Origin of the sequence: Massilia sp. YIM B02769 (assembly GCF_030411995.1) — a bacterium.
In the GTDB taxonomy this organism is placed as follows: Bacteria; Pseudomonadota; Gammaproteobacteria; order Burkholderiales; family Burkholderiaceae_D; genus Telluria.
In genome coordinates this window covers 340,148-353,226 of the sequence record NZ_JASNRC010000003.1, presented here as the reverse complement: position 1 = coordinate 353,226, position 13,079 = coordinate 340,148, and the positions used below count along the sequence as shown (strand labels likewise).

At 65.3% G+C, this 13,079-nt stretch carries 12 protein-coding genes; 5 read left to right on the top strand and 7 right to left on the bottom strand.

Annotated elements, in window-relative coordinates; translation table 11 throughout:
• Positions 1–12: 12 nt before the first annotated feature.
• The 4 genes from QPK31_RS06710 to QPK31_RS06695 form a co-directional block, all read right to left on the bottom strand.
• Positions 13–585 (bottom strand): chemotaxis protein CheW, encoded by a 573-nt coding sequence (locus tag QPK31_RS06710; RefSeq protein WP_290422165.1) that lies wholly within the window; start codon positions 583–585, stop codon positions 13–15.
• Positions 585–953, bottom strand: a complete 369-nt coding sequence (locus QPK31_RS06705; RefSeq protein WP_290422164.1) for a response regulator — start codon at positions 951–953, stop codon at positions 585–587. Before QPK31_RS06705 ends, QPK31_RS06710 begins: the two co-directional genes overlap by 1 nt.
• Before the next feature lie 22 nt (positions 954–975).
• On the bottom strand, positions 976–1,371 hold the full coding sequence (locus tag QPK31_RS06700; RefSeq protein WP_290422163.1) for a PleD family two-component system response regulator: 396 nt from the start codon (positions 1,369–1,371) through the stop codon (positions 976–978).
• A 324-nt stretch (positions 1,372–1,695) separates the two neighbouring features.
• Positions 1,696–1,848 (bottom strand): rubredoxin, encoded by a 153-nt coding sequence (locus QPK31_RS06695; protein WP_091876441.1) that lies wholly within the window; start codon positions 1,846–1,848, stop codon positions 1,696–1,698.
• Between the two features lie 95 nt (positions 1,849–1,943).
• On the opposite strand from QPK31_RS06695, the gene QPK31_RS06690 reads away from it, so the two are divergent.
• On the top strand, positions 1,944–2,768 hold the full coding sequence (locus tag QPK31_RS06690; RefSeq protein WP_374045783.1) for a hydroxymethylpyrimidine/phosphomethylpyrimidine kinase: 825 nt from the start codon (positions 1,944–1,946) through the stop codon (positions 2,766–2,768).
• Positions 2,769–2,786: 18 nt separating this feature from the next.
• A complete protein-coding gene (gene hemL / locus QPK31_RS06685) occupies positions 2,787–4,088 on the top strand; it encodes a glutamate-1-semialdehyde 2,1-aminomutase (protein WP_290422161.1) in 1,302 nt (433 codons plus the stop codon).
• Positions 4,089–4,362: 274 nt separating this feature from the next.
• Here hemL and QPK31_RS06680 read toward each other — a convergent pair whose 3' ends face one another.
• Together QPK31_RS06680 and QPK31_RS06675 are read right to left on the bottom strand one after the other, a co-directional pair.
• Complete coding sequence (locus tag QPK31_RS06680) at positions 4,363–5,646, bottom strand: PepSY domain-containing protein (RefSeq protein WP_290422160.1); 1,284 nt, start codon at positions 5,644–5,646, stop codon at positions 4,363–4,365.
• A 29-nt stretch (positions 5,647–5,675) separates the two neighbouring features.
• Positions 5,676–7,889, bottom strand: coding sequence for a TonB-dependent siderophore receptor (locus QPK31_RS06675; protein WP_290422159.1), 2,214 nt, complete (start codon positions 7,887–7,889; stop codon positions 5,676–5,678).
• 331 nt (positions 7,890–8,220) lie between these two features.
• Between QPK31_RS06675 and QPK31_RS06670 the strand changes: the two genes are divergently transcribed.
• Both QPK31_RS06670 and QPK31_RS06665 read left to right on the top strand, forming a co-directional pair.
• Entirely contained in the window at positions 8,221–8,991 is a 771-nt protein-coding gene (locus QPK31_RS06670; RefSeq protein WP_290422158.1) for a hypothetical protein, read from the top strand.
• Complete coding sequence (locus tag QPK31_RS06665; protein WP_290422157.1) at positions 8,960–9,454, top strand: hypothetical protein; 495 nt, start codon at positions 8,960–8,962, stop codon at positions 9,452–9,454. Before QPK31_RS06670 ends, QPK31_RS06665 begins: the two co-directional genes overlap by 32 nt.
• 46 nt (positions 9,455–9,500) lie before the next feature.
• Here QPK31_RS06665 and QPK31_RS06660 read toward each other — a convergent pair whose 3' ends face one another.
• Positions 9,501–11,927, bottom strand: coding sequence for a TonB-dependent receptor domain-containing protein (locus tag QPK31_RS06660; RefSeq protein WP_290422156.1), 2,427 nt, complete (start codon positions 11,925–11,927; stop codon positions 9,501–9,503).
• 474 nt (positions 11,928–12,401) lie between these two features.
• On the opposite strand from QPK31_RS06660, the gene QPK31_RS06655 reads away from it, so the two are divergent.
• The gene (locus QPK31_RS06655; RefSeq protein WP_290422155.1) at positions 12,402–13,073 is read left to right on the top strand and encodes a trans-aconitate 2-methyltransferase; all 672 of its coding nucleotides are present in this window, start codon (positions 12,402–12,404) and stop codon (positions 13,071–13,073) included.
• The last annotated feature ends 6 nt before the right edge of the window (positions 13,074–13,079 follow it).

Below are 13,079 nucleotides of genomic sequence, written 5' to 3'. Positions count from 1 at the left end.
AGTGCGGTGTAATTAGAGTCCGACGTGGAGGAAGCGCTCTTCCTGCGCGAGGGCGGCCAGCGACAGCGGCGTCCAGGCCTGGCCGTCGGCGTCGACCAGGCGCAGCGCGCCGGCATCGGTGTCGGGCGTCATCGCTTCGGCGCGGCGCAGGCCGTGCACCTGGGTCACCAGCAGCGCGCACTTCAGGCCGAGGCGCGGCGCCAGCGACAGGAAGCGCGCGTCCGGGCCGGCGGCGCTGTTCTTCGGATCGAGGTAGCGCGCCAGGTCGACCACGCCGAGCAGGCTGCCGCGGATATTCGCCAGGCCCAGGTACCAGGGCTGGGTGCGCGGCACGCGCGCCAGCGCCACCGGCGGCACGATCTCGCCGGCCTCGGCCAGTTCCAGCAGGTAGCGCTGGCCGCCGATGGACACGCCCAGCTGGTGCACGGCCTGGGTGCTGCCGTCCTGGGCGGCCTGCACGCGCGCCAGCAACTGCGCCTGGTAGTCGCGCAGGCGGGTGCGGCGCAGGGCGTGCGGCGACGGGGCGGACAAGGCGGCAGCCGGGTCGGCGGGTGCGAGGTCCGGGCCGGTGACGGCGGCGTTCATCAGGCGCCGAGGGCGGCGATGCGCGCCAGCAGCTGTTGCGGGTCGACCGGCTTGACGAAGTAATCCTGGGCGCCCTGGCGCATGCCCCAGATGCGGTCGGTTTCCTGGTTCTTGCTGCTGCAGATGATGACGGGCACGCTGGACAGTTCCGGATCGCGGGCGATCGAGCGCGTCACCTGGAAGCCGTTGGCGCCGGGCATGACCACGTCCATCAGGATCAGCTCGGGACGGTCGGCGCGCATCTTCAGCAGCGCGTCTTCGCCGTTCTCGGCGGTGGAAACGGAAAAGCCGTTCTTTACCAGGATATCGGTCAGGTAATAGCGTTCGGTCGGGGAATCGTCGACGATCAGGATCTTGTGTATGGCCACGGTGGGCTCCGTACTCGGTTAATCAGGCCGCTGGGGCCGTGTGCTCGCGGACGGCCGCGAGCAGGGTGTCTTTGGAAAAAGGCTTGGTGAGGTAGGCGCTCGACCCGACCATCGCGCCGCGCGCCCGGTCGAACAGGCCATCCTTCGAGGACAGCATGACCACCGGCGTGGCGTGAAAGCGCGCGCTTTTCTTGATCAGGGCGCAGGTCTGGTAGCCGTCCAGGCGCGGCATGAGGATGTCGCAGAACACCAGCGCCGGATGATGGTCGTTGATCTTGGCCAGCGCATCGAAGCCGTCCTCGGCCAGCACCACCTGGTACCCGGCCTGGGTGAGGAAGATTTCGGCGGAACGGCGGATCGTGTTGCTATCGTCGATCACCATGATGGTGGGGCTGTTTGTGTGCTGCGATGTCGTCATGTTCGTTTCACTTCAGCATGGAACGCAACGATAGCATAGGGCTGTAGGCTTGTGCGCAAAGTGTTGCACAGAGTCAACTACGGGCAAATCGCGGAGGGAAAAGCTTGTTGGAAGGGCTAGAAAATCCGTTATCGGTGCGGGTGGTTTTGATAACTGAATTAGCAGAAATGCCAGTAAAACCGGTTTGTTTTGTTACGGGCGTATCGGAATCCCAAGAAACCGTAGCGAGCGGAAGAAGTGTTGGTCGAGAAGCGCAGCTGTACTTGAGTACAGCGAGCATCGCAGGCCAACAATTCGACGCGCAGTAGGTTTATCGAGATTCCATCAGATCGCGGTCATCTCGAAGTCGTCCTTGCGGGCGCCGCATTCCGGGCAAGTCCAGTTCATCGGCACGTCGGCCCAGCGGGTGCCGGGTGCGATGCCATCTTCCGGCGCGCCCGCTTCTTCGTCGTAGACCCAGCCGCAAATCAGGCACATCCAGGTCTGGTACGCGGTCGCCGTCGTTTCGTTACTCACGGTGTCGTTCCTTCTATCTAGTAAAATGGGGAATCAGGTATCTTAATCTACCCGCCGTGCAAAACCAATCGTCTCCGCTGATTCTCACATTTGGCGTGCTGGACCCCGTCGGCGCCCTCGGTGTACAAGCCGACCTCGCTACCTTCGCGGCCTTCGGCTGCCACGCCCTCTCCGTTCCCACCGCCTTGCTGGTGGCCGACAGCGCGCGCGTCGAGGAGCTCCATGAACTCGACACCGGCTGGATGGCCGACCAGGCGCGCGTGGTGCTCGAGGACATGCCGGTCGCGGCCGTCAAGATCGGCGCCATCGCCAGCATCGAGCAGGCCGCGGCGATTGCCGAAATCGTCTCCGACTACGCCGACGTGCCGCTGATCGTCGATCCCTTCCTGTCCTCGCTGCCCGACGCCGGCATGTCCGACGAAGACACGGTGGCGGCGATCCGCCAGATCCTGGCGCCCCAGGCCACCGTGCTGATGCTGTCGCAGGCGGAACTCGGCCGCATGGCCGAATCCTGGCGCGAGCCGGGGGCCGACAGCACGCTGGAAGCCGACGTCGCCGAACTCACCGGACGCGGTTGCCAGTACGTGCTGGTCACCTGCACCCAGGGCAGCGGCCACAACCGCGCGAACACCCTGTTCGACCGCGACGGCATGGTGACCACGATCGACTGGCAGCACCTGGCCGGGCCTTTTGTTGGCGCCGGCACCACGCTGTCGGGCGCGCTGGCCGCGCTGATGGCGCAAGGCCTGGATGCGCCCGAGGCCCTGGCCGCCGCCCAGGAATTTACCTATGGCGCCCTGCGCCATGCCCGCCGCTTCGGCATGGGCAAGCTCGTTCCCAACCGCTTCCACCGCACCCAGTTTGCGCTGGGCCGGCAATAACAAGACAAGGTTTACAAGATGACTATTGAACAAACCAGCACCTCCCGCAACGACATCCTGTTCGAACGCGCCCAGCAAAGCACGCCGGGCGGCGTGAACTCGCCGGTGCGCGCCTTCCGCTCGGTCGGCGGCACCCCGCGCTTCATCACCCGCGCCGAAGGCCCGTATTTCTGGGACGCCGACGGCAAGCGCTACATCGACTACATCGGCTCCTGGGGCCCGGCCATCGTCGGCCACGCGCACCCGCAAGTGATCAAGGCGGTGCAGGATGCGGCCGCCAACGGCCTCTCGTTCGGCGCGCCGACCGAAGGCGAGATCGAGATCGCCGAGGAAATCATCAAACTGGTGCCGTCGATCGAGCAGGTGCGCCTGGTCTCCTCCGGCACCGAAGCGACCATGAGCGCGCTGCGCCTGGCCCGTGGCGCCACCGGGCGCGACAAGATCGTCAAGTTCGAAGGCTGCTACCACGGCCACGCCGACTCGCTGCTGGTAAAAGCCGGTTCGGGCCTGCTCACCTTCGGCAACCCGACCTCGGCCGGTGTGCCGGAAGACTTCGTCAAGCACACCCTGGTCCTCGACTACAACAACGTCACCCAGCTGGAAGAGGCATTCGCCTCGATGGGCGAGACGATTGCCTGCGTGATCGTCGAGCCGGTGGCCGGCAACATGAACCTGATCCGCGCCACGCCGGAATTCCTGACCCGCATGCGCGAGCTGTGCACCGAGCACGGCGCGGTGCTGATCTTCGACGAAGTGATGTGCGGCTTCCGCGTCGGCCTGGGCGGCGCCCAGGAGATGTATGGGATCACGCCGGACCTGACCGCGCTGGGCAAGGTCATCGGCGGCGGCCTGCCGGTGGCGGCCTTCGGCGGCAAGGCGGAACTGATGCAGAAGATGGCGCCGATCGGGCCGGTCTACCAGGCCGGCACGCTGTCGGGCAACCCGGTGGCGGTGGCGGCCGGCATGACCACGCTGAAGCTGATCCAGGAGCCGGGCTTCTACGAGCAGCTGACGGCGACCGGCGAGAAGCTGGTGGCCGGCTTGACGGCGGCGGCGAAGGAGGCGGGGATCGCTTTCTGCGGCGATTCGGTGGGCGGCATGTTCGGCATGTACTTCAGCGAGACCATCCCGGCGTCGTATGGCCAGATGATGGCCGGCGACAAGGCGCGCTTCAATGCCTTCTTCCACGGCATGCTGGACGAAGGCGTGTACTTCGCGCCGGCCATGTTCGAGGCGGGGTTTGTGTCGGCGGCGCATGATGATGCGGTGATTGCCGAGACGGTGGAGGCGGCGAAGCGGGTGTTCGCGAAGCTGGCGTAATCTGTCAGTCCGGCGCTCGCAGGGCCAGCGGCGCATCGCCAAGTCGATGCGCCGAACCGTACGGTGGGCACGCTGTGCCCACGCGGATGTGCGCGTCATGTTGGCGCGCTTAGCACCACACCACACGCCACCCGAAAGTATCTGGATGATCCGCGATAACGTGTCGGGTTTGATGTTTTAACCGCCGCGTTCAATAGCCAACATGACGCACGCGTCCGCGTGGGCACGGGGTGCCCACCTTACGGTTTAACGCCACGAATATCAAACGGACGGCTTACGCCCGCGCCATCACCTCTTTGCGCTGCGCCACCACCACCCTGCGCGACGCCCGCTTGCGCCACCAGATGATCACCCCGGTCACGCTCAGCATGGCCACCACCACGCCCATGAAGGAAATCAGGATCCGCCCCGGCAGCCCCAGGATGCGGCCCGAGTGCAGCGGGAACTGGGCCTGGACAAAAATGTCCGCCGCCGTGCCCTTCCACGGCTGGCGCTCGCCCAGCAGCGCCCCGTTCACGCCGTCGTAGTACAGCAGGGCCGGACCGACGCCGCCGGTGCCATGGTCGCCGCCCGGCTGGAAGAAGCTGACCATGTAGATGCCGAACTCCTGCGAGTAATAGATGCCGCCGACCGAGTCGGTCCAGCCGCGCCGCACGCCCTCGGCGTTCGCCACCTGCACCGCCTCGGCCATCGGCACCTTCGGCTCGATCAGGTGCTGCTTGTCGGCCATCGGGCGGGTGTCGAACGGGGTCGGCGTCACTTGCGACACCTTGCTCATCACCGGATAGAAAATCTCCTGGTAGAGGTTCAGCGAGAACGCGGTGAACGCGAGGATGAACAGCAGCACCCAGGTCCACAAACTGAAAGCGCGGTGCAGGTCGAAGTTCAGTTTCGACGAGCCACCCTTCCAGCGTACCTTCCAGGCCGGCTGCCAGCGCTGCCACCAGGTTTTACCGGCCGGTTCCAGCTTCCCGTTCAGTGCAGCCACTGCCACCGCGGCCTGGCGCCGGCGCACCGGCAAGGTAAGATAAAAGCCGACAAAACTGTCCACCATCCAGACGATGGCGATCGCGCCCATCAGCCAGATGCCCCAGCGGTCGATGCCCCACATTTCCGGAATGTGCAGCGTGTAGTGCAGGCGGTACAGGAAGGAGACGAAGGTCTCCTTCGTGATCGGCCACACCGCGCCCCACTCGCGCTTGCCCAGCTCGGCGCCGGTCACCGGGTCGAGGAAGACCTGGTTGAAGCCGGGTTGCGTCAGTTCGCCGGTCCTGGTGTCGTAGCGCGGCGACACGCCCAGCGCCAGCGACTCGCCCGCCTCCGGCTGCAGCGGAATGTAGGAGACGCGGATGTCCGGATAGCGCGCCTCGACCTGCTGCGCCAGCGCCAGTGCATCCTGCGACTTGCCCGGCGTGTGCGCCTCCATCAGGTGCGGATTGAGCAGGTCGTCGAGCTCGTGGTCCCAGGAGATCACGGCGCCGGTGACGCCGCTCACGAACAGGAAGGCGGCCGTGAGCAGGCCGAAGTAACGGTGGACCAGGGTCCAGAATGCGCGCATCTCGGCCTCCTCTTTGTCTTGTCGATGCGTTAGAAGCGGTAGCGCAGCGTCAGCGTGGCGCTGCGCGGCGCGCGGTAGTTGATGCCGCCGTAGGCCGCGAACATGCCGAAGTGGGTCTTGTCGGTCACGTTATCGAGGTTCAGCTGGGCCGACAGCTGCGAGGTGAATTCGTAGCGCGCCATCAGGTTGACCAGCGCGAAGCTCTTCTGCTCGATGATGCCGTCGGTACTAGCCGGCGCGTTCGGGTCGAGGGTCCAGGTGCGGCCTTCCCAGTTCACGCCGCCGCCGACCGTCAGCTTGTCCCACTCGCCGGGCAGGCGGTAAGTGGTGAACACGCGCAGCAGGCGGCGCGGGTAGATGCTGTTGAAATCGGCGCCGTCGGCGTCCTTGGCGCGGAACTGGGTATAGCCGGCGGTGGCGTTCCAGCCCTGGGCCAGGCGGCCGGTCAGGTCGAACTCGAAGCCGCGGCTCTTGGCGCCGGCGGCGGCGCGGTAATAGACTTCCGGGACGTTCGGGCCGGCGCCGTCGCGGTCGATCAGGCCCGCTTCCTGGGCCAGGCCATCCTGCTTGATCTGGAACACGGCCAGGGAGGCGTTCAGGCGCTTGTCGAAGAACTCGCCCTTGATGCCGGCCTCGATGTTCTTGCCGACGATCGGGTCGAGCAGGTTGCCGGCCAGGTCACGGTTGTTTTGCGGCTGGAAGATGTCGGTGTAGCTGGCGTAGGCCGAGAGCTGCCGGTTGATGTCGAACACCAGACCGGCGTAGGGCGTGACCTCGTGGTCGTGCTTGATCGAATACGCCGCCGTCCACAGGCCGACGCCGTTCTTTTCGTAGTCGGTGACGCGCGCGCCGACGATCAGCTTGAGCGGATCGGCCAGGTTCAGGCGGGTGACGCCGTACAGCGCTTCCTGCTTCGTTGCGCTCTTCTCGTAGAAGGTCAGCTCGCCCCAGCTCGGGGTCGGGTAGGCGGACGGATTCCAGTTGTTGAAGTCGGTGACGGTCGAACTCGCGCCGCCGAAATCGGCCGCGCGGTTGTCCGAGTTGAAGGTCTGCTTCATGCGCATGTAGCCGAACGAGACTTCATGCTTGCGCCCCAGCGCATCGAACTCGCCGAAGACGTGCAGGCCGACGTCGTTCTGCTCCGTACGGGTGTGGTAGGAGCCCGAGAAATCGCTCATGCCGGCACCGCTGACACGGTCGGGCATGCCCGACAGGTAGAGCAGGTAGGAGTCGCCGCGGCGCTCGCCGTGGTTGTAGTTGGCGCGCACCTTCCAGCCGTTGCCGAAGCTGTGGGTCAGGTCGACGAAGCCGTTGTCGTAGGTCGAGGGCAAGGCGGTCCAGTCGGCGGCCGTGGTCTTCGAGCGGTCCCAGTTGGTGCGGGTGCCGTCGGTGTACCAGTAAGGCAGGCTGCCCCACATCGGGCCCTTGGCGTGCAGGTCCTGGTGGCTGTAGCCGGCCTGCAGCAGGGTGGTCGGCGTCAGGTCGGCCGCGATGGTCGCGTACAGGGTGTGGTTGCGGTTGCTCAGGGCGTCGATCCAGCTGTCGCCATCCGTGTATTCGCCGACGAAGCGCGCGCGCACGCTGCCGCTGGTGTTCAGCGGGGTCGAGACGTCGCCCAGCACGCGCTTGGCGTTCCAGCGGCCGACGCTGCCTTCGAGCCAGCCCTTCACTTCCTTGCTGTCGGCATGCTTGCGCACCAGGTTGATCGCGGCCGACGGGTTGCCGGCGCCGGTCATCAGGCCGGTGGCGCCGCGCACCACTTCCACGCGCTCGTAGGTCGCCAGGCTGCTCGAGACTTCGCCGGCGCTCCAGGCCTGGTCGTAGGTGGTGGCGATGCCGTCGATCTGCAGGTTGTCGATGTCGAAGCCGCGCGAGGTGAAGCCGGCGCGGTTGGTTTCGTACTGGTTGACCGAGACGCCGGTGACGTTGTCGACGATGTCGGACACCGTGGTCATTTGCTGGTCTTCGATGCGCTGCAGGTTGACCACGGTGATCGACTGCGGGGTCTCGCGCGGCGACAGCGACAGCGGCGTCGGGCCGGCGATGACGTCCGAGCCGTAGGAACCGGTGACCGGGGCCTTCTGGGCGCGGATCTGCACCTGCTGCATTGGTTGGTCGGCGACAGTTGGTTCATCGGCAATGTCGTCGGCCTCGGCATGCGCAAGCAGCGGCATGGCCATGGCAACCGCCAGGGCAATGCGGTTCAGGTTATAGCGCCCACGTGCGTGCACATGCATTTCCATCAGAGACCTCAAGTTAGTAGCAGAAGAAAAGAACGACAGGCTGGTGTCGCACGCGCGTCATCGTTCGAAACGCAGTGCAACATGCATCGTAATGAGAATGTAAATGATAACGATTCTCATTGCAAAGTCAATAAGGAAGGACGTAAAAATATGAAATACGGGTTATTTGACGTGGGTAACCAAGGATGTACGCGGCATTTATGCCACCTCAAACATCGTGCACGCGCGCCTGGCGGCGCCGGATGCGCGCTGTGTCATCATGGTTCCACTTCGGCGGGAGGCGAGCATGGTGCGACTTCGACGATCCTTACCCGGCAGCGCACGCTCGCGCGTGTCCCGTTCGCACCTGCAGCCCCCTTCCCTGCCGCGCAGCGAAGGCGCGCCCTTTGCCGTCAGCGTGGCGCTGCTGCGCATTGCCGATCCGACCAATTCGGAAAGCTATTACGCCGGCATCGTCGACGGCCTGAACGACAGCGCGCGCCGCTACCGGGTCGACACGCCGCTGCGCATCGCCCACTTCCTGGCCCAGATCGGGCACGAAAGCAGCTTCCGCGCGACCGAGGAAAACGGCCGCTATTCGGCCGTGCGCATGCGCCAGGTATTCGGCTGCAAGGGCGGACAAACCCAGTACGACCGCACGCTCAACGAATGCCGTCTCGGCGCCGACGGCCAGCCGGCGCGCCTGCGCCCCAAGCTGTGGAGCGCGTCGGATTTTTATGCCGGCAATGCCGAGCACCTGCTCAGCTACGTGTACGCCGACCGCCTCGGCAACGGCAGCGAAGCCTCGGGCGACGGCTTCCGCTACCGCGGGCGCGGCCTGATCCAGTTGACCGGCAAGGACAATTACGCCGCCTTCACCGCTGCCCACAATGCGCGCGATGCGAGCGACCCACGCGACTTCCTGCGCGAACCCGATCTGCTCCTGAGCGAACTCAAATACGCCATCGAATCGGCCTTTCACTACTGGGATGCGCGTACAGTCAATGCGCTGGCCGATGCCGACGACCTGGAAGAAGTCACCCGCGCCGTCAACGGCGGCCTGAATGGACTGAGCGACCGGGGAGCGCGCCTTGCGAACATCAAGAAAGCATTGGGGATTTGAATGGTGCGCGGCGGCGCTGGGCTGCTGCCTCGCCGTGCCGGCCTGGGGGCAGGCGCCGGCCGCGTCGCTGTGCCTGGCCGGCGAGGCCGTGGTGTTCGCCTGCAGCGTGGAAGGCAAGCTGGTGTCGCTGTGCCGCGCGGCGCACGCCGGCGGCGGCCTGCAGTACCGCTTCGGCTTGCCGGCGGCGCTGGAACTGGAATATCCGGCGCCGGGCCAGCGCGCGCAGGCGGCGTTCAAGGTCAGCAGCCTGCCCGCCATTGGCGGCGGCATCACCTCGGTCGCCTTTGGACGCAGCGGCTATACCTATACCCTGTACAGCCGCGTCGGCCGCGCGGACGACGGCGCCACGCCGGTCTTCGAGGACGGTCTGACGGTGGAGCGGCGCGGCAAGACGCTCAGGCATGTGCACTGCGAGGATGGCGGCGCAGGCTTTCAAGAAGCGCTCACGTCGCCCGTGAAATAAAATTTCAAATGATGTGCAATGATGAAATTTTATTTCATCGCCTGCATTACATTCCCGGCCCGCCCGGGCCGCCGCCGAAACCACCCGGCGGCATGCCGCCCGGCGGCGGACGCCAGCCCTCGCCCGGCGGCCCATCCTGGCGCCGGTTCGCCTGCACGCCGCCGAAGCGGTAGGACAGGCCGACGAACACCACCGGCCCGTCAAAGCGGCGCACCGAATATTCCTTCAGCGTGGCCGAATCGGTGACGGTTTCCTGTTTCTGCGAGCTGAAGATATCGCGCGCATTCACCACCAGCGTCAGGCTCTGGCTCAGGTTGCGGCGGTAGCTGAGGTCGGCGGTGGCGCTCGGTTCGCGGTAGCCATAGCCGGTCAGGGTCTTGCCCTGGGCATTGAACATCAACTGCACCTGGTCGAGCGGGGTCAGCTGGTAGTTCAGGCGCCCGCGCACGTTCACCGAGGTCGCGCTGCGCTTGCTCTCCACGCCGAGCAGGTCGATCTGCTGCTGTTCGGCCACGAACACGTTGCCGCTGGTATTGATCGAGAGTTTCGGCGTGACCTTGCCGCTGAGCGTGAACTCGAGGCCGCCGGAACGGTTGCTGCCGCCGTTTTCCAGCGTCGTCAGGATCACGGTGTCGCTCACCGCCAGCTGACGGCTGCGGATGGTGTCGCGCTCGTTGCGGTAATAGGCGCGCACGTTGGCATCGAGCACGCCAGCCTTGGTTTCGTAGCCGACCTCGAAGGAATCGGTCTGCACCGGCTTCAGCAGGGGATTGCCGCTCGACTCGTTCAGTTCGTCACGGTAGACCACGAAAGGATTCAGCTCGTTCGCGCCCGGACGGCGGATGCGGTGCGCGTACGAGAAGCGCAGATTCGTCTTCTCGGCCAATTTATACGTGGCAAACGCGCTCGGCATCCAGTTCAGGTAGCTGTTGCCGGTTTCTATACGGCTGGTCACCTGCTTCAGGTCCATGTCGGTATGCTCGGCGCGCAGGCCCAGCTGGGCGCCCCAGCGCTCGTTCACCTTCCACTGGTAGGAGCCGTACAGCGCGGTATTGCGCTCGTCGATCTCGAAGGCGTTGGTGCGGCGGTCGTTGACGCTTTGCGCGCCGGAGGCCAGGTCGAAATCGTAGTAGCGGGTGTCGAACTCGCTCTTGTTGTCGGCGATCTTGTAGCCGACTTTCACAATGGCGCCACTCTCCAGCGGCAACTCGTAGTCGCCCGTGTAGTCGATGATGCGGGTCGCGTTATCCACGTCCTGCAGGTTGCGGCTGTCGGCCGCACGCGGCGGCGTCACCGTGTAGGTATTCGCGTAGTCGGTGTCGCTGTCGTTGTCGCTGGTCGACACGCGCAGGTCCATCTTGAACAGCTCGCCCAGCTTCTCGCCCTTGTGGTCCCAGCGCAGGCTGCCCATGTTGTTGCTGCTGTCGCCGCTGCGGCGCGTGGTGCGCGCATAGTCGCTGGTCGTGTTGCCGTTTTCGTCGAACACGCTGTAGTGGTCCAGGCCCTGCTGGTCGTTGTTGCGCTTCATGAGGCCGATGCCGGCTTCCAGCGTGTCGTCCTGGCTCAGGTTGTAGGTCACCTGGCCGCGCAGGCCGACGCTCTCGTTCAGGCCATTGCTGGTGGACTGCTGGGTGCTGCGCTGGCTGGCGCCGGTGACCGGGTCGATGCGCTCGCGCTCGCTTTCATAGGTCGAATCGCGGCCATCCTTGCGCACGTTGACGCCGCCCTGGAAGCCCCACAGGCCGGAATTGTAGGCGCCGTTCAGCGCCGCGTTGTAGCGCCCTTCCGTGCCCGCATTGACATTCGCCGCGCCGAAGCCGCCCGGACGGCGGTTGCGCTTCATGACCAGGTTCAGGATCGGTCCGCCGCCGCCTTCGTTGCCAAATTCCGCGCCCGGGTTGTTGATCACCTCGACCGAGTCGATGTCCTCGGCCGGCATGGCCTGCAGCGCCGAACCGCGGTTCTCGCCCTGCAGCATGGCCGAGGGCTTGCCGTCGACCAGGATCTGCACATTGGTGCTGCCGCGCAGCGACACGGTGCCATCGGCATCGACCGCCACCGATGGCACGTTGCCGAGCGCATCAGCGGCGCTGCCATTCGAGGCATTCACGTCGGATTTCACGTCGTAGACCTGGCGGTCGATGCGGTTGTTCTGGCGTTCGCCGACCACGTTGACGGACTGGATCTGCTGGGGGGCGGCCTCGCTCCCCTCGGTTGCCGGGGCAGCCGGGGCAGACACCGCAGCGCTGGCGGCGGGAGCCGATTGCGGCGCCGCGCGCGTGGCCGCCGCAGCCGGGACTGCCGTCGTGGACGGGACTGGCGTGGCGCGGTCAGCCTGCGCCAGCGCCGGACGCATGGCGCCCAGCTCGCACACTGCCAGGGCAACCGCGAGATACAGGGCCTGCTTGCGCGGCGACGTACCGCCAGCGCCAGAGGGGAAACGACCTTGCGTGGAACGATTTCGTTGGACCATCGGTGAATGCTTTATTGACGTTGAAGTGGCGCCGCATCCAGCGCGCGTCATCGATACCGACTCATCGGTATTGAGGCGAGCTCGACAGGCTGAAAGCCTCCATTGTAAAACCTCGGTCCGGCATTGCACCGTCATGACGGGTAAAGAAGCGTAAATGGGTGTAACAGAACCGTTCGGTCCTTCCCTGTGATGCCCCTTTTTTTTCCAGCGCGCTTCCCGATAACGCCCGATAACGCCCGAATCCGTGCGATTGCACGCGATAGGGCGCCGAAACTTCACGCTCACGGCACGATGCTTCACGATTTCAACGCGAAAGAGGACGAACGGTCCACGAAACTGAACGATATGCCGCTTCCGATATCGATTATATGCACTAACCAGGCGCTGCCGGATAGCGGGAAAATCGCGCATGCTTCTTGCGGTTTCGCCCGGCGGTGAACGCAAGCATAATAGTCGCTTCCACATGGAGGCCAGATGCCTGCTCAGCTTGACACCACGATCATCGAATCCTGGCACCGGAATAGCGCCCCCTGGATCGCCGCGATCCGGAATGGCGAAATCGAAAGCCGCACCCTGGTCACGAATGCGGCCATCGTCGAGACGGTACGCGCTTATGCGCCCGCCAGCGCCGTCGATCTCGGCTGCGGCGAAGGCTGGCTGATACGTGCGCTGCCGGAAGTGCAGATGATGGGTGTGGATGCGATCCCCACCCTGGTCGAACAGGCGCAAGCGGCCGGCGGCGGCACATTCCGCTGCCTGTCCTACGAACAGATCGCGGACGGCGCATTGCAGTTGTCCGCCGACCTGGCGGTCTGCAATTTCTCGCTGATCGGAAAAGAAGCGGTCGAAGGCCTGCTGCGCGCGGCGCCTTCTTACCTGCGTTGCGGCGGCCACCTGGTCGTGCAAACCGTGCACCCGGTATTGGCCTGCGGCGACGCGGCCTATGTCGACGGCTGGCGCGAAGGCAGCTGGGCCGGATTCAACAGCGGCTTCCAGGACGCGCCGCCCTGGTATTTCCGCACCCTGTCGAGCTGGATCGCACTGTTCGAAAACAATGGCTTGCGGCTGCGCGAACTGCGCGAGCCATTGCATCCGCATACCGGCAAGCCGGCCTCCCTGATCCTGGTCGGCCAGCTACCGGACTAAACCGCG

Excerpts from the sequence above, each read along its gene's own strand:
- QPK31_RS06700 (WP_290422163.1), bottom strand. The coding sequence starts at position 1,371 with ATGACGACATCGCAGCACACAAACAGCCCCACCATCATGGTGATCGAC.
- hemL (WP_290422161.1), top strand. The coding sequence starts at position 2,787 with ATGACTATTGAACAAACCAGCACCTCCCGCAACGACATCCTGTTCGAA.
- QPK31_RS06695 (WP_091876441.1), bottom strand. The coding sequence starts at position 1,848 with ATGTGCCTGATTTGCGGCTGGGTCTACGACGAAGAAGCGGGCGCGCCG.
- QPK31_RS06710 (WP_290422165.1), bottom strand. The coding sequence starts at position 585 with ATGAACGCCGCCGTCACCGGCCCGGACCTCGCACCCGCCGACCCGGCT.
- QPK31_RS06660 (WP_290422156.1), bottom strand. The coding sequence starts at position 11,927 with ATGGTCCAACGAAATCGTTCCACGCAAGGTCGTTTCCCCTCTGGCGCT.
- QPK31_RS06680 (WP_290422160.1), bottom strand. The coding sequence starts at position 5,646 with ATGCGCGCATTCTGGACCCTGGTCCACCGTTACTTCGGCCTGCTCACG.
- QPK31_RS06655 (WP_290422155.1), top strand. The coding sequence starts at position 12,402 with ATGCCTGCTCAGCTTGACACCACGATCATCGAATCCTGGCACCGGAAT.
- QPK31_RS06675 (WP_290422159.1), bottom strand. The coding sequence starts at position 7,889 with ATGGAAATGCATGTGCACGCACGTGGGCGCTATAACCTGAACCGCATT.